We start from the raw sequence: 20,398 nt of genomic DNA on the forward strand, positions 1-20,398 counted from the left end.
GGATGGATGCTACCCACAAGGCATCCCGTACACTCATTAACGAAAACCAAGTTGTAATAGCTGCAACAATATAATTATATAACTTGACTATTTAATATAGCCTATGGGTATATATAGTCAAATAGGGCTATAATCCCTATAAATAAGGGGTTTTAGCCCCTTTACTAATGTACTAGCCCGCTAGTATAGCCCCACCGAAAGGCCGCTGTAGTAGCCCTATAACAGCCCTATGAAATAAACCAATGTCGTCTAATATAAGCCTTATGAATAGCTAGGAGTTTAGAAAAAGAAAACTGATTTTTAAGGTAGGAAAGGGAGTAAGAAAAACTAAACTAGACAATAGTTTTCTCATTTGAAAGCCATATCAAAAACCCCTCTGTAATAGTCGTCATTCAGATCACCACAAATAGCCCCGGATAGCCCGGATTTAGCCCGTGATTGGGCTAAATAGCATTAATCAGGACTAAGTCATTCAGGAGGGAGTCAGAAAAGCCTTATCAAACATACCGTTCTGGTAGTCGTCGTTTGGCAAACCAACATAGGTGTTAAATGGTCCAGTCGTGCGTAACTAGGCCGTTGATATAATCAGAGTACACCGGCGCTCTGTAGTGTTGTTCGTGAAAATCAAACATAGAAAGGGCATCCATTTCAAAGGCAACCCTGAAGGGTAGCGTTACCGAATCAGCCAGCATTGGTGAATAATACTTGTTCTGATACTTGATAACAGCAGCTTCAATCTCGTGATCAAAAACAGTAGAAAACCCGATAACGTAGAAGAGATTTTCCAGCCTCGCGAAAGTAAGGTTATGAATATAGCAGGCGGCTGTTGTCCAATGATTATCCGTTCGGATTACGATTTCAGGGAGCCTGAGTTGTTTCGGGAGGGGAAACAGGGTGACAGTTCGTTCCAGAAGAGTAGTTGATTTCAGCATACAGTCCATGTTCCTTGCATACAGTTTTGGCCGTTATTACAGCCGACAGGTCAGGATAGATCGTTAGCAATGCCCTTTTTTGATCAGTACCGTAACTTTACACTTATATAAAAAATGGCTTGGGGAAGCTGCTCGGTACATGCTTGTGGGAGCATCGGTTGGTAGGTATTTGCCTGATAAAGTCCGTCATCGTAGCACTATCCTATATCGCTGCTGGTTATGATTTTTACACCATCTATCCTAATCAGTTTGAAACTCTATCACCTGTATAGATATACAGTAAAGGGATTTACGAAACTTATACCGTACAGCTAGTCCTACTCACATCACTCCGCACTTAGTACAATGGTTTAATTTTTGAAAACTTCTCCCTGAGCTATCTGGAACCATGCTCCCCAACCTCAATAAAAGGTGTTGGTACAAGCCACGGGCGGTAGCGTCTTTACGAAAAATTCATGGACGAAAGAACCAATGAGCACTGCAAACCTGGCGCAACTTGAAGCCATCCAGCACATCGACGGTCCGCTCCTGATCATTGCTGGACCGGGGTCGGGTAAAACCTATACGCTGGTTGAGCGCATTATGAACCTGCTGGTCAATCATGATGTGCAACCGGAACAAATACTGGTGGTTACCTTTACCGAAAAAGCGGCACAGGAACTGAAAACCCGGATCAGCAACCGGCTGCTGGAAAGCCACTTATCGTTCAATGTGAATGATATGTATCTGGGCACATTCCACTCCATCTGCCTTCGACTGTTGGATGAGTATAGAGAATATACCCGGCTCAAGCGCAGTTATGTGCTGATGGATCAGTTTGATCAGCAATATTATCTGTACCAGAATCTCAACCACTTCAAAGATATTGAAGGCATTGAGCATATTCAGGGTGAGCACAAAAAGCCCGCCTGGGTGAAATCTGAAAACCTGTTGCAGTGGCTGAACAAAGCAGCGGAAGAAGCGCTCGATCCTGAAACTCTGGTTCAATCCGGTGATGAGGCCATTGAAGCCCTCGGCAACTGCTGTCTGAAGTATCGGGAACTGTTGGTGGAGCGCAACGCCCTTGATTTTTCCACGATTCAGTTGGAAGCATTGAACCTGCTTGAACAGCATCCGCAGGTTCTGACAGCGCTACAGGAAAAAATCCGATACCTGATGGTGGATGAATATCAGGATACCAACACCATTCAGGAGCGTATTCTCAAACTGCTGATGGATGATCGGCAAAACCTTTGCGTGGTGGGCGACGACGATCAGGCACTCTACCGCTTTCGAGGCGCCACCATCCGCAACATTCTGGAGTTCCCGAAGCAGTTTGCCGATGGCCAATGCAAAACCGTAAAACTGACCACCAACTATCGTTCTCACCCTGACATTGTTGAGTTCAATAACTGGTGGATCAATGACAAGGCGTGGGAACGTCAGGGCGTCAGTTACCGTTACGCCAAGAATATCGAACCTCGGAAGGACAGCTTTCCCGACAGTCCAACCGTGGTCAGTGCCATTGCCGATGAAGGCGATAACTGGCATAACGAAGTGTACGACCTGCTCACCAACTTAAAAGACAATGGACAGCTCAGCGACTGGAATCAAGTGGCTTTTCTGTTCCGCTCCGTCAAACATGACCGGGTGCGGGCGCTGGCTCAATCCTTAGAAGACCGTGGCATTCCGGTCTACTCACCAAGGGCCAATCTTTTTTTCCAGCGTGAAGAAGTGCAACTGATGATCGGGGCGTTGCAGATGCTCTTTCCCTCTGTCGTCCAGGAACGGGAAACAGAGCGTCAGGGCGGCAAGAGTCTGGCCATCTGGGATTTTCACGACCGCTGCCTGCGTCTTTTTATGGAGGCGCTACGAAAGCCGGAACAACAGGATTTGCTGGAGTGGTGCAAACGGATGTCCCGCTACCACTTAACGCTGACCAAAAACGCCGACTATGCCTTTAGCAAACTGTTTTACGACCTGTTGGCGTACCCGCTATTCAGCAGTTATCTGGACAATCAGGATAACCCGAGAGCGCAGCGCAACCTCGCCACGCTGTCACAGTTGTTGGGCAAATTTGAGTACCTGCACCACGTCAGCGTATTGAATCCGAAATACCTGCAAAAGAATCTGAGTTCGCTTTTCAACCAGTTTCTGCGCTTTCTGTACGATGGCGGCATTGATGAATACGAAGACATGGCCGAGTACGCCCCTTCGGGTTCGGTGTCGTTTCTGACTATCCACCAATCCAAAGGGTTGGAGTTTCCGGTGGTTGTGGTCGGCTCGCTGGGTGCGTCGCCAAGAAAGCAATACACCGAACTGGACGAAGTGCTGGAAAACGGTTATCTCTCCAAACCACCGTTTGAACCCATTGAAGAGACCAAGTACTTTGACTTCTGGCGGCTCTATTACACTGCCTTTTCCCGCGCTCAGAACCTGCTGATATTGAGCGATCAGGAGAAGAACGGTCACGGCAAAAAGCCCTCAAAATACTTCGCCAAGTTTGTGGAAAAACTGCCGGTCTGGCGAGATGCCCGCAGCACCATCAATCGGCTACCGCTGGAGCTGGTCAGAGACGTTAACATCAAAAACGAATACGCCTTTACCAGCCATATCACGCTTTTTGAGACCTGCCCGGAACAGTACCGCTTCTTTAAAGAGCTGGCCTTTCAACCGATAAAGGCCAGCCCAATGCTGTTCGGTACACTGGTTCACGAAACGCTGGAAGACATTCATAAAGCCGCTTTGCGCGGTGAAAGCAAAACTATCACTGCCGAGAACATTCGTGGCTGGTTTGACGACAACTACCGCAACCTGGCTAACCGTGAGCGTATGTACCTTGCGGACTCTACCCTTGAGGCCGCTTTCAAACATGTGATGCGCTACGTCAAAGGGAAAAAAGGCAATTGGAGCGATATCCGTGATACCGAAGTGGATATCTCTCTGGTAAAAGACAGCTATATTCTAAAGGGTAGCGTTGACCTGATCCGGGGTGAAAACGACAGTGTCGAGATTGTCGATTTCAAGACCGAACGCAAGCCCGATATGGATCGGGACCGGGAACGCATTCTGCACCACCAGCGACAACTGGAAATATACGCCCACCTGGTGGAACAGCGAACCGGCCTTCAGGTTAGTCGCATGCATCTCTACTTTACGGGAGAGACCCATGGCCTGCCCACTATTAGCTTTGGCAAAAACATCGGCTCTATTGAGAGCACCATTTCTGCATTTGATCAGGTCGTAGACCGGATCGAACAGCAAAACTACCAGATGAGCGAACGACCTCAAAAAGTCTGCCCGGACTGCGATATGCGCAGCTACTGCGACCGGCGCAACTGGCATTTCTGCAAAGCCTCCTAAATCACTCTCTGTTTTTATTTATAAAGTTGCGAGCTGCTGTCTCGTAGCTCTTGCTATATCAGGAAGCCCGATATGTATCAAAAAAAGGATGACCAACTGCTGTTAGAGCAGCCTTCACCAGTTACCACTGAAGTGGATAAATACACCTTTGAGCCTATCAAAGGTTTCCCTATGCTGAATTGGCGTGGCAAGCGTCCGTTTACCGGCACTCAGTACTTCCCGGCTCAGCGCAAAGAGGTTTATAACGAAGAAGTGAATGGTTGGATCAACAAAATTTTCTGGGGGGATAACCTTCAGGTGATGAGCCACCTGCTGAAAGAATACCGTGGCAAAATCGACTTAATTTATATCGATCCACCATTTGACTCTAAAGCAGACTATAAAAAAAGTATTAAGTTAAAATCAAAAAATATAACAAATGATCAGTCGTCATTTGAAGATAAGCAGTATTCTGACATCTGGTCAAATGATGAATATTTGCAGTTTATGTATGAAAGAATCTTAATTGCAAAAGAACTGTTGTCTGAAAATGGAAATATATTTTTGCACTGTGATGATGAAAAAAATTATTTACTGCGAATGATTCTTGATGAGGTTTTTGGAAGTGAAAAATTTAACAATGAAATTATCTGGAAAAGATCAACTTCAACAGGATTAAGCCAAAAAAGATGTGGCACATTACACGACACTATATATTGGTACTCAAAAGGTGAAAGTTATAAATTTATAATGCAGTATCATAGGCATGATGAAAAATATTTAAAAAGAGCCAGAAAAGATGAAAATGGTAGATTATATATTCCAATACCAACTGGAAACCCTGGCTATCGTCCAAATCTTTACTATTCATACAAAGGCTATCTTCCTCATTCAAATGGATATAAATGGAAAAAAGAAAAAATGGAGGAGTATGACAAAAAAGGTTTGTTGATTTTCCCAGAAAATCAAGATGGTCGAATTCAATTAAAACAGTATTTAGATGAATCTAAGGGTGTAAAGCTTCAAGATTTATGGCTTGATTTGCCTGCTGTCAATCCAGTTGCACAAGAACGAAATGGCTATCCCACCCAAAAACCAGAGGGCTTACTAGAACGAATAATATTGATGGCAACAAACCATAATGATTTGGTTCTTGACTTCTTTATGGGTTCAGGAACGACACAGGCAGTTGCAATGAAACTAGGGCGTCGCTTTATTGGAGCAGATATTAATCTTGGAGCTATTGAAACTACCACTAAACGCCTGATCCAGTGCAGTAAGGAGCTTGAGTGGAAATCAGACGAAGACAACACCTATTACACAGGCTTTGAAGTATACAACGTCAACCACTACGACGTGTTCCGCAACCCTGTTCAAGCCAAGGAACTGCTAATCGAAGCACTGGAAATCCAGCCATTGACCAATAGCGTGTACGACGGCGAGAAGGAAGGCAAAAAAGTTAAAATCATGCCGGTCAATCGCATCGCCACCCGTGAAGACCTGAACGAACTGATTGCTAATCTACCCTACAAGCAGTTTGCGAAAAAACACGAAGAAGCCCCCAACAAACCAGTTGAACACTTGTTACTGGTCTGCATGGGTCATGAGCCAAATCTGGCAGCGCATCTGCAAAGCGAAGTGGGCTATAAGCTGGATGTGGAAGTGGTGGATATTCTGCGGGATAAGTCCGACCTGCAATTCAAACGGGATTCCGAAGCAAAGGTGGTGATTCGTGATGGCAAGCTGGTCATTGATGCCTTCTATCCCATGAACCTGATGCAGAAACTAAGCCAGCAAAAAGAGGACGTGAGCGAATGGCGCGAGCTGGTTGAGTCCATCAAAATCGACTGGAACTACGACGGTGCCGCCATGGAACCGGCTGAAGTGGATGTGCCCGGCAAGAACGAGTTTGTAAAAGGCGAATACGCCGTGCCAGCGGATGCGGGCACTATCAAGATCAAGATTACTGATCTGCTCTCCGAGTCCTGGGAAGGAGAGATCGAGCATGGCTAAAACACCACAGGCCAGCTTCGAGCTGGGCAATGCTTTTTATGTGCACCTTCTCTCTTTTTATAAGCAGAACCGGGGGGCTATTCGTCAGCACTATAAAAAGCTGACGAAAGTCTTTCTGGACTACAACGACAGTGAAAAACGAGCCGACGCTTTTTTGCGCACACCGCAATTTGAAGCGTTGGAAATGTATGTTTTTCTGAAGGAGTTTCTGGATAACCAGCCGGTTTATAAGCTGTTTGAAGCGTGGTACGACAGCAAAGGGAAATTTGGCAACCGGAGTGTTGGCGTTCAGGCAGGCGAAGGGGGTGTAATCCAGGGCGATATGCTCTGGAACATGTCGAAGCAGGATTACAACGGTGTGTTCAAAAAGATGAAAGCCTGCAATGGTGGGCGCATCTATTCCAACTACATTTTTGCGCTGACCATGGGAACGGGTAAAACCATCCTGATGGCCACCTGTATGCTTTACGATTTTCTACTGGCCAGAAAGTTTCCGAAAGATGCCCGCTATATTCATAATGCGCTGGTCTTTGCACCGGATAAGACGGTGCTGCAATCCCTGCGGGAAATCGAAAGCTTTGACCACAGTAAGGTTATGCCGCCGGAATACCTCAATGTGATTCCGCTGAAGTTCCATTATCTGGTAGATGCCGGGGTTTCGCTGAACACCATTGATGGCTCGATGTTCAATATTGTGGTGTCCAACTCACAGAAGATTATTCTGAAAAAACAGAATAAGGAGTCGGTGGCCACTGAGCAGCTTTTCCAGAGTGGCAAGGAGTTGTACAAAACCAGTCCGCTGCTTGGGGAAATGGGTGCTTTGCTGGATCTGGGTGAAGAGTCTCTCTCTTCTGAACCCACCGAAGAGGCGGATCTGGTTACCAACCAGCGTTTTGAAAAGCTGCGCCGACTGGATCAGCTGGGCATCTTTGTGGATGAAGCGCATCACGCTTTTGGCAATAAGCTGGCCCAGGATATGGGCGTCAAGACCGCCAAAAACAGCCTGCGCAAAACCATTGATGAGCTGGCCACCAATCTGAAGGCGCGGGGCAGTCAGGTGGTGGCCTGTTATAACTACACCGGTACGCCTTATGTGGGCAAAGAGGTGCTGCCAGAGGTGGTGTACGCCTACGGGTTGAAGCAGGCCATTGAAAAGGCTTACTTGAAAGAGGTGGAACTGAATGACTACACCACTACCCGTAGCAAGGAGTTTTTGAAAATCTCTATCCGGGATTTTTTGGAAAAGACCAAGGACCGCCGCCCGGAAGGGATGTTGCCGAAGATGGCGATTTTCGGCACTACCATTGATGAGATTCAGAAAGAGATTCGTCCGGCTGTGGAGGAAATTCTGGCCGAAGAAGGTATTCCCATTAATCGGATTCTGGTGAATGTCGGGGACGACAAGATTACCACCAACGATGATATTCGGGAGTTTAACCGGCTCGATACGCCACAATCTGAAAAGCAGTTTATTTTGCTGGTCAACAAAGGGCGGGAAGGCTGGAACTGTCGCTCATTGTTCTCAGTGGCGCTGCACCGTGAGCCGAAATCCAAAGTCTTTGTGCTTCAGGCGACCATGCGTTGTTTGAGAGCGGTGGGCGATGTGCAGGAGACCGGGCTGGTCTATTTGACCAAGCAGAACCGTGAGTTGCTGGATAAAGAGTTACAAGCCAACTTCCGGGTGAGCGTCGATGACATTACCATCAAAAAGAAAAAGCCTCCTGTGGAAGTGCGGGTAACTAAACCCACCATTAAAGTCCCCATCAAACGCATCCGTCATAAATATGAGTTGAAGGAAAAGCCATTTGCCAAAGGCCAGAAGCTTGGATTGCAGGATGAATATGACAATGGCCACTTCAATAAGTACAAGCTGATCCATACCACACAAAAAGGTATGGCCATGCCGGGAGAGATGAATACGGTTGGCAAAGCCACCGAGGATTTATCTGCCCTGAGGGAGCAAAGGAAGTTTAGCCAGTTATCGCTGACCGCAGAGATTGCCCGCTATCTCAATAAAAGCCCGCTATTGATTGAGGGCTTGATTGAAGAGACCCATGAAGGCTTTGACGGTGTTCTTAAGTGGGTGAATCAGTACAACGATGTGTTGTACGACTTTGTCATTCCAAGGCTGTTTGGGGCTCTGTTTGAGGTGCTTTCCACACGAGAAGTTGAAACCTTTGAGATAGACCTGGTTAAAGAACCGCCGACTCATCCCGGTTACTATGAGATCCGGACTGATCCGACAAATGTTGTCACGCAGTCCAGTGCCGGTCCGCTTGCTGGCAAGAGCTTCCATCTGGATAACTATTGCTTTGATTCCACACCGGAGAAAGAATTTTTCTGGCAGATGCTCAATGATAACAAGGTGGACAAGGTTTGGTTTACCGGCATGTTGACTCATGGCCAGAGTGAGTTTGTTATCCATTATGTGGATAGCGAAACTCAGACCGTCCGCAGCTATTACCCGGACTTTTTGATCAAAAAGCCGGATGGTTCTTACGTCATCATTGAGGTAAAAGGCGAACATATGCTGACCTCACAGAATGTCTTGGATAAAAAGACCTATGCCGAGATGATGAGTGGTGATGGTGATATGAGTTACGTGCTGATTCCGAGTCAGGCGGCTAAGGATGGGCTGTTTGATCGGGGATTTTTGAACTGATGGATTGAGGGGGCTGATCTTTCAGCCTCCTTTTTTATGTTGGGCCTGGGGGAAAAGGCTTGTGAGAAAATTATTGCAGTTTGGCCTTACGGGCTTTTTGGTGTTTTTAGTTTTGGCCGTGGTAGTTGATGGATCAGCAGGGTTTGCTCTGCTTTTCATCTACATCGCTGTTTTTATCTTTGTCCTTTTTGTTGCTGCTATTTTCAAGATGCTCAAGTATCTATACAGGAGGACTCGCGATGATACGCCTTGGGAAAATCAGCCTAAGTGGGATGCTCCAGAAAACAGCAAGCAACAGCAGTATGATGCCAGAGATTATTATCGAAAATTCGGCTATTACCGCCAGAATGGACCAAACCAGAAAAAGAAGGTCTATACCGAAACTTACCGGGATAAAAATCAGCCTTCATCATCTCAAAAACAGGCTCCGCAGGAGGATGGCTACTATTACTCCGAGCGATTAAAGCGTCCTGTATACCGGGAGACCTTCAAAAGCCGAACTGAATCACCCGCGCCAACGAAACCTGTTGATGCAGAGTTTCAGGAGATCAAGGCTACAGCGTTCCGAGATCATAAGGCTGCCGGAGATTTCGGTGAGGCCAAAGTCAGGGCGGTACTCTCTGAACTGAAGGGAAAGGTGATCTATGGATTTATTGGCAGCCAGAATATTTTTTATGCAGGTAAGAACTTTGAGATTGATTTTGTCTTAAGCGTACCCGGCGTTGGCTTTATTATGGCGGAGGTAAAATATCACTCTGGCAAGATCACTTGTGATAACAAACCAATTTGGACGCAGTACAAAACCAACGGCACAACTTACGAGTATAAGAATGCTTCGCAGCAGGTTATCAGGACAAGAGGGTTGTTTAAAAAACTGCTCACTGACCATGAGATGAATAAATGGCCAATTAAATCAGTGGTTATCTATGCCCATGAGAATGCGGTGATCTATCCGGCGATGAGCCCGGACAATCCACAGACCGATGTGATTAAGCTGGAAAATCTCGAATCGTGGATCAAAAAACTACCAAAGAATGACCAAATCAGAATGACCCGCGAGGAGCATCAGCAGATAGAAAAACTGATTAGCAAACATCATCGAGAATACGAAGAAGCGTAGTAGAGGATTATTTGATGAATAAGGGCTTGCTGGTCGCTATAAATATCGTTCTGTTGTTATTCGGTGGCCCTTTTGCGCTGATCATCGGGGTTATCGTCAGTATTATTCTATACAAGCTTTCTAAAAACAGCTCAGGTAATAGTACGTCAGGAGGTAACGGTTCCGGGCGATCATCCTACCAGCAGAACCATCAGGGCTATTCGCAAAGTTATCAGTACGAGCACCGTAACCGGTTTAAAGATGAAAAAGCAGCCGGTGATCATGGTGAAGCACTGGTGCGCAGGGAGTTATTATCACTTCTCTACGGTGAGTCACTGTTCTCCTACATTCAGACCAATAATATGGTGGTGAATAATCGAAACTTTGAGATCGACTTTGTGTTGCTGGTTGATCAGGTTGGGCTGGTACTGGTTGAGGTTAAATATTATTCAGGTCAAGTGAAGTGCACGGATGACGAATACTGGCAACAGATTAATGGCAAAGGTACTGTGGTTAAACAGCGGAATGCCTCAAAACAAGTGCTTAGGGCGCGATCACTTTTAAGACAGCTGTTGACGCATCGAAACCTCAACCGGTGGCCAATGCATGCAGTGGTTCTGTTTGCCCATGAAAACGCCACTATTTTACGGGGATTGCCCCCTAAACGGCCACAAACGGAGATACTGAAACTGCACAGCTTGCCAGGCTGGATCGAGAGGCAGTCAAAGAGCCTTGCCGTTAAGTTCACTAAAGAGGATCATGAAGAGATAAAGCAGGCACTGAAAAGCTTTGAAAGGGAATATGAGAAAACCGCATAGGGTAGAATAATGAAAAGTAAAAAGCTGCTGATCGCCCTTAACCTGTTTCTATTCATTTTTGGTGGGCCTGTTGCGCTGTTGGTTGGTGGCTTGGCCAGTTTTTTCCTGTATAAACTTTCATTTCCTTCGGAAGGTGGCGACTCTTTTTCTGGACATCAGGGGGAGTATGATCACTCGACTGGTCATCATGAAGCATTCGAGAATGACATGTTTGAAAGCAGTGGCTTCAGTTCACACTCATCCACGGATTTTTCTGACGACAACACCATTGATGCCTCATTTGGTAATGAGGGCATAGGCAGTACCTTCAGCGGCATAACGGATATAAATCCAGCAACCGGCCTGCCTATGGTCGGAGATGGCATGGGCGGATTTGATGTGGGTGGAAGCCCTTATGGGGTTGATGTGCATGATACCCTTCATTCAGATATTCATGATCCATTTCACTCTTCTTTTGGTGACACCATGGGAACGGGGTTTGATGATTCGTTCAGCTCTTCATTCGACGACAGTTTCAGTTCGGGTGGAATCAATAATGACTGGTAGGAGTAAAACTGGCCGTGCGAGGTGAAGTAGTTTCGTATGTCAGCGATAAACGATACGGGTTTATCAATGGGGGCGATGGGGAGAGTTATTTCTTTCATTCAAGTAACTTGATGGATCAGAGTGAGGAGTCACAGCTTATCAGAGGCGCTGTGGTAGAGTTCGACACGGTGCCGCCCCCGAAGGGCTTGGCAGCCAAAAGCATTTCAGTGCAACCGGCCATCATGGCACCACAGATGACCGGCTTTATCATGACGCGCTCAGGCCAGCCAAAATATGGTGACGTTATTATTGAAGTGCCCATAAAAACTCGCTTTTTCAAAGACCCCAACGAAGGTCGCCAACACCTGAAGGCTCTGGCAGGAGCCATTGGCGGGAATGCCATTCTCAACCTTAATGTCATTAAAAGAACCTTTAGCTCCGGTAATTACAGGTACTCAATGCACTCATTTCAGGCGAATATTGCCTTGGTCTATGAGTTAGTGAACGTATCTTCAGAAGCAAAGCAGCGATTGCTAGAAGAGGATTTCGAATACAATATCAGAGTGTTCAATGAGCGTGCTCCCGGCGTTATTGCTGAAGAGCTGGATGCCTGCAAGCGGCAAACAGCTGGTGTCAGTCCTCGTGCATTTTTCGCTGCTGTTTTTGTGGCTTTTGTTATGTTTGTGTTTTTTGCATAGCATTCTTTATGAAAACAGATTGGCTTTGATGCCTTCGGATTGTAAAACCCTTCACCGTTATAAATTGTCAGGAAACCCGGCGTGACAACACCCTATAAAATCATCGATATCAGGGAAGAGATGGATTCGCCGGAGGATCTCGGCACCAAAGAGAAATCCTGGTACACCTGGCAGGAGTATAAATGGCTGTTTAAAAAGTCACGGCCGTTAACCGGTGAGCACTGGTCGGAAAAGGTGGCAGAGAAAACTGGGGTCGGGTCTTGATTCTTGATCTGATCGTCTTACACCTCCACCTCGTACTGCGCCAAATCCGGCGCAGTCCCTTTTACCTCCCCATCTTGAATAAACGCCCTCTCTCCATCGCCTACTGACTCCCCCTTAACCGTAATCACCGAACCATCCCGGAGCGTTGCCTGACTGGTGCCATTGCCGTTATTGGCAGTAATGGTCGCGACCACTCTCACACCCTCCGGGATCAGAGCCTTGAATTGCTGCCAAATGTTGGTGGTTGCCATTGCTATTTTTCCCTGTGCTAGTCTTTTAAATGTGCCTGCTGTTCATCCATATCCTGCAGGCACAAAAGCCCCGGAGAGACTCCTATCCGGGCAACTTTCAGTCTCTTCCAAACCACGAGTTATGAAGTCTTAATTCTGAAATAAAGCAACAAATGCTCTGGACACAAAAGCATTGCAGTTCACAATGGACATGGTTCTGGTCTATCAGGCGGATAAGTATTCTCGCATCTTTGACTCTGTGCCCTGAAAGCGATGATTTTACGTCGTAGCTTCTTAGCCGTGTGCCAGACATATCTACCCCATTGGCTACAGCAATCCATGCCATTTGGAGTCTCTTTAGCGAGGCTGGTGTCAAAGAAACATTAAATGAGTCCGGGAGTTCTTGTTTATAATCAGCATTGCCATGAATAGTGACATTATTAAATGTCATTTCCTGACAATATTCTTCTCTGAACTCACGCAGATCCTTGTATTGATACATAATCTTCCTCTGTTTATTCCGTAGCCAATAGTTACAACATAGCAGAGCAAAGCAGACGTTTTTTTTAAAAATAATGTCTTTCAAGTTCGACCGATTGAATAACGGTTCCCACGCCGTTTGCACTTATACTGGTCGCCAGACAAAGGGCTTGCCAGTCTCCCGTTATATCCTGAACCTCGACCAACATTCCCGGCTCAATTAACCCGGGTGCTCTATTAGTGTCGGTCAATGGCAACTCGATGGTAGTAATGCTCTGGTTGCCACCCTTAGCCAGCTCATTCCGGCCTCGCTCAGTATTGACCTGCGTTTCCGTGAGCCAGTCTTCCAGAATATCGGGAGCCGGGTTATCGCCATTGGAGCCGGTTCGTTTGACGTTGACCGCTACGCCAGCATTGGTCCCGGAAACATAGACTGCATTGTAAGCCTGCTCTGGTCGCCAGTTGGCGCTTAAGCTAATGACCATACTTGCCGGAACGATCTTGTCCATCGTCGCTGTATTCCAGTGCCATGGGCTGGCCGGGTATCGGGGTTGAATGCTCACCTGGTCATTATCACGGCTGGGGATAATCACTGATCCGGCTGTGGTTGCGACCTTGGCCACTACCTGCATAGCGGTCTGGTTCTGATAGCTGAATGAGCCTCCGGGCATAATCCAATCCGGTGTGCTGTAATCGTTCAGGTCAGGATAGGTGGCCGTAAACCCGGTATTAGCCAGTTCTTCGATGATAGCCTGTTTAGCGTTGAGGTTTGCGCTGTTGCTCTTGTTTCGTTGTGGCGCATAAGGCGCTGCGAGCAGTTGGGTGCGGCTGCTGCCATGCAAGGTGTAGCGTTCATCCCCGAAGCGCCGGTCAGTGCTGTAACGCTCGATAATGAAAACCCATTTCCAGCCATTGATATCCACCTCGATCTGCTTCGGACCGTTCTCGTCCGGTTCCACCAGTGCGATATTGGAAGCGCCCCACAGCTGCCCGGTAAAGCTCCATGAGAAGCTATCAATATCCAAGCTAATCTCCATTGAGGGCAGTTCCAGCGGTGTCCGGGCAGGCAATACCACGGCAGTGATGATGTTCATAAGCAGATAACTCTCCCTGATCTCTGGCTGTTCCGGCTCCGGCTTTTCAATGACCTCCGGGTCTGTCTCGCCGCCATAGTTGCCGGTTACCGTTTCATCCCTGGCTTTCTGACCGAAGTCCCACGGCAGAATAACCGGCTGATCTTCGGCTCGGTTGCTCTGGAAGGTAAAGCGTCGTTTGCTATCCACAGGGACAGTGATGACTTCTTTTTCAAAGGCACCAATCTGGAAAAATACCGAGCCGTTGTCTTGTGGCCGGTACTCCCTATCCCGGAAGGTAAAGTTCAGGGGTTGTTGTGGATGAATATAAGCCGGGCTTTGCCACTTTCTGGAACCGTACAGATCAACCGACTGCATCCCCTCGGATACATTGCTATCCCGCTCCGGCGGATGGTTCCACGGTGAGGATTGCCTCTGATCCTGCGACTTAATGCTTTTATCCCATGCACTCTGTTTGCCGCTATCTTTCCGCTCGGACTGCTGCCAACGGTCACTGGCTGTCGCCTCTTTCTTCTGGCTCTGGCCATGACTAAAACTGACCTTAACTTCCTTTTTAGCCACTGCTCCCCAAAACAGGCCAAACGGTGAGGCTTCCAGAGGCTTTGCCTGCTGACTACTTTGCCGCCGGGTAGTACTAACAGGCCGACTGGTGGAATAGCCCGCAGAAAAGTCCTGCTGCCGACTGAGTGCCCCTTGCCATTGGCTTTCATAAGGGCGAATCACACCGGGAGGCGGTGCAAAATAAACCAACGGTCTCCCGTCAAATGAAAAGTCAGCAATAGTCGACGATGACACGGTATAGGGAGCGCCGGTCAGCCGAAAGTCTGAATCCCCTGTTGGAACCTCATAACTCATGACAAAGGCTCTGCTTTGATCGGACCGTGTGACAGAGGCCGATAAAATGGAATCGCCCGGAGGGTAATGCCGCCTTCGATGGTGCGGGTATGGTTGGTGCCGGTATCAATCCACCAGGTCGGTTCGGTGGCTGGCAAGGTGCCGCCTGCTTCAACCCGGTAAACATGGCCATTGGGAACGGTCGGATGAATGATGTCGCCTTGGACGACTGAAGCGGTGGCGGTAAAAGGCACACCGTATTCATCAACCGCCAGTACAAAGGTATCGCCGCCTTCAGTCAACACTTCCAGTGTATAGCTGCCATTTTCTGCGTCACTGGTGGTATTGCCGGTCACTGCCCATGAACCATCGGGCTTGTGTTCAATGGCCACCAGCTGCCTTGCTGCGGCTTCAGCCTGATTATCTAGCACCCGCTCTACCTTGCCACTGATGGTGGCCGGGTCGCCGGTTGGCGCACCGCCGCCTCCGCTGGTGCTAATTTCAATCTCATGTACGACAACATTATCCAACGGGTAAGGCTGACTGGCGTAAGGCCTCCCGTCTTTCGTGATAATCACGCTGAATGTTCGATTAGCATATACTTCAGGCAATGCGGTGGCTGTGAATAAACCATTACTTGTTGAGCCACCAAACAGAAAAAGCCCAATGGAGCCACCATAGATTTCTACAATTCCCGCATAAGGTAAACCATCGACTTTTATATTGACTTGAAACTTATGGTCATAGTTAAGCGGCTTTACCGGGAAAAAATATCCTTGGTCTTTTAGTATCATCCCCACTCCCCTGATATCTGGAGATAGACAGTCAATGGCGAATAATAGGAATCACCCCAGTTGAGATCCCGGAAAAAAGCCATGTAATCAGTACCATCAACCGTGAACACTTTTGCCCAGTTTCTAGTACTGAAATTGTTTCCATCGCAATTAGTTAGCCAAGGGAACATATTATAAATCCCTCTCAATCGAAAAACATTGACATGATTAATTGCCATGTAATACGGGACTCGAACTTTTGCCTGATCAGGATATTCATCCAAGAATCTGATTAAATAATCATTATTATTGGAAAAATTAGGAATGCTCTCCAGTGATGGATAATAAACCATTGCCGGATCAGTAGACCATGCTTCATCAGGAATCTGTGTAAAAGGTCTGCACCGCAAGGAATGTGCAAATTGAGCATAATTAAAGTTCAAAAACCCTTTATCATTAGCAGCACTGCCTATGGTATCCAGTGTTTTTGCGTACATTCCTGTGCCAATTAATGCCCAACACCTCGGATAAGCAGCAGGGTCTTGAACGATTAAGTCACCCGCATAAAAGGATGAAATGTAATAATAATCCCAGTCAGAAACACCTATATCCAAAGAATAAGAATCACTCAAAATAAATATCAATGTTCTTTCGTCGCCAACGGCAAACCATCTAAGAGATGTTCCAAAAGGTCTGCTCGGCCTAATTGAAACAGCATCGCTATAGCCGGTATAAACTTCAGGTGAATTAACTACATCAGCAATTTGAACACTGATACCTCCAAGTATCTCCGGCGTGCTTTGGATAATCATGTTCATGTTTTCGCTGTATGCAGATACGTTTTGATAAACGGCTCTGTCACTGCCTGCCACGTCACTTGACATTAACTTTGTCCAGCCTAGAGCTGTTTTTGATCCATAGCCATTAATTAAAATGGCATCCATTATTTCAATAATATTAGTCTGATAAGCACCCGACACATTATTAGTAACCTTGAATTGTGGCGCACCCGAATCTTCCCAGCTGTAAAAAGTAACCGGCATCAGTCTGCATCCCCCCGAATCTGTAGTGTAAAATCGTCGTTTGCTTCGGTGCCTTGTCCTGAAAGCACTGTCCGGCATATCCAGATCGGAGCCAAACAACCATCGGTGTTAAACCGGATAGCGTTCCCCGTTGCCCAACCACCGCCCCATCCATCGGCTTTCAAGGTGAAATAAGGCGCTCCCGCCTCCGGGTTAATAGGAGCGGTATCCGTTGTTGTGCTGCCGGTTGCTATGATCCCGAGTTTTTCCTCAACAATCTGGAAGGCAGTGCTGCTGGTAAAAATGATCGCCCACTTGCCATAGATAGCGCCCTTGTTGGTCACTTCCACCGGGTAGTTGATGGTGTTGTATTGGGCAGTTGTCTGGTCGCCTTCCCGGTAATCCGTCCAGTTTGGATCGCCGCTGTCCCATACTTTCTGGCTGAAAAAGTTTTTTACTCTCGCCTGAAGATCGCCATAGACGACAGCGCTGCTAACCGAGGTTTCCCCTGCGGGCAGATCCCAAGGCACCGGGGAGATAATGGATAGATCGCCATTGATTTGCACATCGCTTAATACGCTCATGTGCTCCACCCGATCCTTGATGGTATAGGGTGCCGATAGCGGGTTACTGTCCGCATCAATCAGGCTCAACGGATCGGCAAAGGTAACGGTGCCTGCCTCCCGGTCAACGGTATATTGATCGCTGGCCAGCAAAGCCCCGTTGTTATCTTCCACCACAATCTCGGCTTGATGATCCCGGCCAAGCGCAACAATTAAACCGGCATAAGGAGTGCCAATATCGGTGCTATCGGTATGAGTAATAACCACAATATCCCCGGCTCGATAGATTGGCACTTTGCCATCGGGAGGCAGACGCACCGGATCGAGGCCGATCAATTCAGCATCCAGCGGCAGGCTGGTTTCCACCACGCAGTTATAACGGACACTTTGTGGGATGACATAGATAGGATCAGTTCCATCGGTAAACTGAAGCTCACACCAGCCTGTGGTTACGTCTATTTTTCCGACCACTTCTGCAGTGTCAAACTCGCCATTAAAGTCAGCTGTCGCCGTAATAATATCCCCGTTATCCACCCGCACCGCCGTTAGCTGCAAGCTGCCCTGACGGATCGGAGCGCCGGGAGTCCGGAAAGCCACCGCATCTATCGCAAAGCCCACCCCGATGGTCGCCGCTGCCTGAATGGTGGCCGTGTTGACGGTGCCATCGGGATAGCTGGCCAGTGTCGCCATTCCCCCGCTGTAATCCACCCTGCCGACCTGAACACCGGCATTGGTTTCAGTACTCAGGTTTTTATAGAGGGAACCATCCCGGTCATAGTAGGTTTCACCATTCCATTCAAAAACCACGCTGCCGGGGAGCAAAACGGTATTGTCCATCAATGGCAACAAATCAATAGTCAGCTCTGGCGAGGTAATGCTCTCGTTATAAGACGCATGACTGAGGTTGTTCGCCTGTGCAATGGCGGTGATGGTGCTGCCATTGAAGGTTTGGGTTTTTGGGGTGTTGGTGGCCTCTATATCCCGGATATAGTTACCACCATAAAAAAATCTTTTAATCCGCCACTCTGGATAGTTGTAATTTTCCAAGGCCAGAATGGTAAAGGCACCTGTCTGGTAATCTATGCTCCCTGTGACGCCACGCCACCCACCAGCTGTATCATCATCAATTTGTTTGGCGACGTTTCTGGTGGTTTGATAGGTTGTCCAGTCATCGACTTTTCTGGAAACACTCGGCACATTGGACAGCTGCTCGACCAGAAACTGCAGCTGGATAGAACCGGGCAGCAAGGGAGCCCCCGGAATAGTGCCGCTCATAACGCCCTGACCATCCACGGCCACAATGACCTCGCCACCAGCACTGGTGCCCTCTTCATAAGTCAGCTGTATTTCGGTGCCGCTATCGGGCAGGTTATCCAGCTTAAAGCTCAACTCGCCGGGAGCGTAATGGATCGCACCGCTACCATCCCCCGTCAGCAGGCCGTTAGCCTGATCGGTCAGGGTTTTATCCTCCCCGGAGGAAACATACGTCACTGTCATTGAGCCGGGTTTAATACCGGGCTTCTCGACGGTATGCCGGAAGGTCATATCCTCCACCGGCACCGAGCCTGTGCGGATGGTCACTTCATCATCATTCTGCGCCACATAGCTGAATACAATGGCACTGTCCGGATCGGGCAGCGCATCGAGGGTGATCGCCGCCGAGCCGGTGGCAAATAGAATGATGCCGGTTCCAGAACCCGTCATCTGCCCATTACCGGGATCACGAATATCCTGCCATTTGCCGAGGGCAATATAGCTGACCACCAGTGTTCCCGGTCTTGGCTTGGCCTCGGCCATGTTCAAGGTGTAATTGAACCCCCGATTTTGGCCTGTGACCGGGATAGCGCCACTGATCGCCGCCCCGGTAATCGCCACCGCTGGCTGATAGGAGGCACTGGCTGTGGCGGTGGTATAGCTGCTTGCTCGCCAGACGTTAATCTCCCCGAGGTCATAATCCACGGTCAGCTTGCTGTAATTATTGGTGCCGCTTTTATGGAGCAGACTGCCGGCACCATTATCTTCAAAGGTGCCGCCCTCTAGCGACAAAGTCAGGGTTCCGGGCAAAGCGCCCCGCTGGAGGTAGGTACGGCTCTGGCTGCCGCTGATATGAACAAAGCGACAACTGATGGATCGGTTGCCGCCAGAGGTCGCCACCATCGTCTTGCCGGTATACCCGCCATATTGATCCAGCAACGGGCTTTCTACCTTGGCGCTCGGCACCAACGGTGCATAAACGCTCTCGGCCTTTATCGTCAGATCGCCTGCGGTAATGTTGGCGCTCATTGGCTGAATGCCATAGTAACGGCTGGTGTCGGCTATCTGTGTTTCCTGAATACGGCTGGTTTCTTCCTCTGGCTCCCCCGGCACTGGTGGCGCTCCGACAAAGGTCGTCACCAAGGGAGCACTGATCTCCATTTCCACCTTTCGCCGGTTAAAATCCACATACTCCTGCCCGTTGTTATAGGTGAAGGTCTCAATGGAATGGCTGACCGAAGTAATACGGATAAACTGGCTGATTTTTTCATCCGGTGTAATCAGCTTATAAACCTCACCAATTTCAGGAACCGCCCATTCCTCCCGCTGATAGCCGACAATGGCTCGCTGTCCTTCCAGCTGATCGCCCACCAGCTCCCATGATGCCTTAATGCCCGGAACCACATAGCTCTCAATCCGGTCTCTGGCATCAATGCGCTCGTCAGTTTGGCTGTCGGTATTGAATAACAAGACAGAAACATTCTGATCCTTGGGAGGCTCAGTCAGGATCAAATGGCTACCAAGATAAATATCATTATTGTCGGTGCTTATCCCAATAAACGCTTTCCGCAGAGCCACATCACCAATGGTTCGGTCGATCCGGGAAATGTCCTGAAAGAGATTGTTGACGTTGCTATCAATGACCTCGTTTCCGGTTACCCGGCCGCCACCATCCTCTTCGTCAGTCAAGCGCTGACTTTCAAATAACTTAACGTCGTCGTTCGTAATCGCCATATTAAGTCCTTTTAAACAGTTTCAACTGTCAGCAATCGAAGGGTAAGAAGGTATTGGTCGCTATCGTCCGGGTAGGCAAACG

15 protein-coding genes are annotated in these 20,398 nt (G+C 48.1%); 8 read left to right on the forward strand and 7 right to left on the reverse strand.

The window, feature by feature from the left end; all coding sequences use genetic code 11:
• Positions 1 to 545: 545 nt before the first annotated feature.
• Positions 546 to 932, reverse strand: coding sequence for a hypothetical protein (locus tag KDK13_RS14235; protein WP_257285639.1), 387 nt, complete (start codon positions 930 to 932; stop codon positions 546 to 548).
• Between the two features lie 471 nt (positions 933 to 1,403).
• On the opposite strand from KDK13_RS14235, the gene KDK13_RS14240 reads away from it, so the two are divergent.
• The 8 genes from KDK13_RS14240 to KDK13_RS14275 all read left to right on the forward strand — a co-directional run bounded on the left by KDK13_RS14240 (position 1,404) and on the right by KDK13_RS14275 (position 12,332).
• The gene (locus tag KDK13_RS14240) at positions 1,404 to 4,274 is read left to right on the forward strand and encodes an ATP-dependent DNA helicase (protein WP_257285640.1); all 2,871 of its coding nucleotides are present in this window, start codon (positions 1,404 to 1,406) and stop codon (positions 4,272 to 4,274) included.
• Positions 4,275 to 4,346: 72 nt separating this feature from the next.
• Positions 4,347 to 6,266: a site-specific DNA-methyltransferase gene (locus KDK13_RS14245; protein ID WP_257285641.1), complete on the forward strand. Its 1,920-nt coding sequence runs from the start codon at positions 4,347 to 4,349 to the stop codon at positions 6,264 to 6,266.
• Positions 6,259 to 8,928 carry a DEAD/DEAH box helicase family protein gene (locus KDK13_RS14250; protein WP_257285642.1) on the forward strand — a complete coding sequence of 890 codons (2,670 nt, stop codon included), beginning with the start codon at positions 6,259 to 6,261 and terminating at the stop codon, positions 8,926 to 8,928. Before KDK13_RS14245 ends, KDK13_RS14250 begins: the two co-directional genes overlap by 8 nt.
• A 100-nt stretch (positions 8,929 to 9,028) precedes the next feature.
• Positions 9,029 to 10,048, forward strand: coding sequence for a nuclease-related domain-containing protein (locus KDK13_RS14255; protein ID WP_257285643.1), 1,020 nt, complete (start codon positions 9,029 to 9,031; stop codon positions 10,046 to 10,048).
• A 14-nt stretch (positions 10,049 to 10,062) separates the two neighbouring features.
• Entirely contained in the window at positions 10,063 to 10,845 is a 783-nt protein-coding gene (locus tag KDK13_RS14260) for a nuclease-related domain-containing protein (RefSeq protein WP_257285644.1), read from the forward strand.
• A gap of 9 nt (positions 10,846 to 10,854) precedes the next feature.
• A complete protein-coding gene (locus tag KDK13_RS14265) occupies positions 10,855 to 11,391 on the forward strand; it encodes a hypothetical protein (RefSeq protein ID WP_257285645.1) in 537 nt (178 codons plus the stop codon).
• Between the two features lie 14 nt (positions 11,392 to 11,405).
• Positions 11,406 to 12,068 carry a cold shock domain-containing protein gene (locus tag KDK13_RS14270; RefSeq protein ID WP_257285646.1) on the forward strand — a complete coding sequence of 221 codons (663 nt, stop codon included), beginning with the start codon at positions 11,406 to 11,408 and terminating at the stop codon, positions 12,066 to 12,068.
• 81 nt (positions 12,069 to 12,149) lie between these two features.
• The gene (locus KDK13_RS14275) at positions 12,150 to 12,332 is read left to right on the forward strand and encodes a hypothetical protein (protein WP_257285647.1); all 183 of its coding nucleotides are present in this window, start codon (positions 12,150 to 12,152) and stop codon (positions 12,330 to 12,332) included.
• A gap of 17 nt (positions 12,333 to 12,349) precedes the next feature.
• Here KDK13_RS14275 and KDK13_RS14280 read toward each other — a convergent pair whose 3' ends face one another.
• From KDK13_RS14280 to KDK13_RS14305, 6 genes are all read right to left on the reverse strand, one after another.
• Complete coding sequence (locus tag KDK13_RS14280) at positions 12,350 to 12,583, reverse strand: hypothetical protein (RefSeq protein WP_257285648.1); 234 nt, start codon at positions 12,581 to 12,583, stop codon at positions 12,350 to 12,352.
• Between the two features lie 97 nt (positions 12,584 to 12,680).
• A complete protein-coding gene (locus KDK13_RS14285; protein WP_257285649.1) occupies positions 12,681 to 13,064 on the reverse strand; it encodes a hypothetical protein in 384 nt (127 codons plus the stop codon).
• A gap of 64 nt (positions 13,065 to 13,128) precedes the next feature.
• A complete protein-coding gene (locus KDK13_RS14290) occupies positions 13,129 to 14,991 on the reverse strand; it encodes a hypothetical protein (protein WP_257285650.1) in 1,863 nt (620 codons plus the stop codon).
• A complete protein-coding gene (locus KDK13_RS14295) occupies positions 14,988 to 15,764 on the reverse strand; it encodes a hypothetical protein (protein WP_257285651.1) in 777 nt (258 codons plus the stop codon). The genes KDK13_RS14290 and KDK13_RS14295 overlap by 4 nt, the downstream gene beginning before the upstream one ends.
• On the reverse strand, positions 15,761 to 16,786 hold the full coding sequence (locus KDK13_RS14300; protein ID WP_257285652.1) for a hypothetical protein: 1,026 nt from the start codon (positions 16,784 to 16,786) through the stop codon (positions 15,761 to 15,763). Before KDK13_RS14300 ends, KDK13_RS14295 begins: the two co-directional genes overlap by 4 nt.
• Complete coding sequence (locus KDK13_RS14305; RefSeq protein WP_257285653.1) at positions 16,786 to 20,316, reverse strand: hypothetical protein; 3,531 nt, start codon at positions 20,314 to 20,316, stop codon at positions 16,786 to 16,788. Before KDK13_RS14305 ends, KDK13_RS14300 begins: the two co-directional genes overlap by 1 nt.
• Positions 20,317 to 20,398 lie beyond the last annotated feature (82 nt).

The sequence above is a fragment of the Endozoicomonas sp. SESOKO1 genome (assembly GCF_024606265.1).
Classification (GTDB): domain Bacteria; phylum Pseudomonadota; class Gammaproteobacteria; order Pseudomonadales; family Endozoicomonadaceae; genus Endozoicomonas.

Bases quoted from the DNA above. Each gene is read 5' to 3' on its own strand.
- KDK13_RS14295 (WP_257285651.1), bottom strand. From the start codon at position 15,764: ATGATACTAAAAGACCAAGGATATTTTTTCCCGGTAAAGCCGCTTAAC.
- KDK13_RS14290 (WP_257285650.1), bottom strand. From the start codon at position 14,991: ATGAGTTATGAGGTTCCAACAGGGGATTCAGACTTTCGGCTGACCGGC.
- KDK13_RS14300 (WP_257285652.1), bottom strand. From the start codon at position 16,786: ATGCCGGTTACTTTTTACAGCTGGGAAGATTCGGGTGCGCCACAATTC.
- KDK13_RS14245 (WP_257285641.1), top strand. From the start codon at position 4,347: ATGTATCAAAAAAAGGATGACCAACTGCTGTTAGAGCAGCCTTCACCA.
- KDK13_RS14305 (WP_257285653.1), bottom strand. From the start codon at position 20,316: ATGGCGATTACGAACGACGACGTTAAGTTATTTGAAAGTCAGCGCTTG.
- KDK13_RS14265 (WP_257285645.1), top strand. From the start codon at position 10,855: ATGAAAAGTAAAAAGCTGCTGATCGCCCTTAACCTGTTTCTATTCATT.
- KDK13_RS14280 (WP_257285648.1), bottom strand. From the start codon at position 12,583: ATGGCAACCACCAACATTTGGCAGCAATTCAAGGCTCTGATCCCGGAG.
- KDK13_RS14260 (WP_257285644.1), top strand. From the start codon at position 10,063: ATGAATAAGGGCTTGCTGGTCGCTATAAATATCGTTCTGTTGTTATTC.
- KDK13_RS14240 (WP_257285640.1), top strand. From the start codon at position 1,404: ATGAGCACTGCAAACCTGGCGCAACTTGAAGCCATCCAGCACATCGAC.
- KDK13_RS14235 (WP_257285639.1), bottom strand. From the start codon at position 932: ATGCTGAAATCAACTACTCTTCTGGAACGAACTGTCACCCTGTTTCCC.
- KDK13_RS14250 (WP_257285642.1), top strand. From the start codon at position 6,259: ATGGCTAAAACACCACAGGCCAGCTTCGAGCTGGGCAATGCTTTTTAT.
- KDK13_RS14285 (WP_257285649.1), bottom strand. From the start codon at position 13,064: ATGTATCAATACAAGGATCTGCGTGAGTTCAGAGAAGAATATTGTCAG.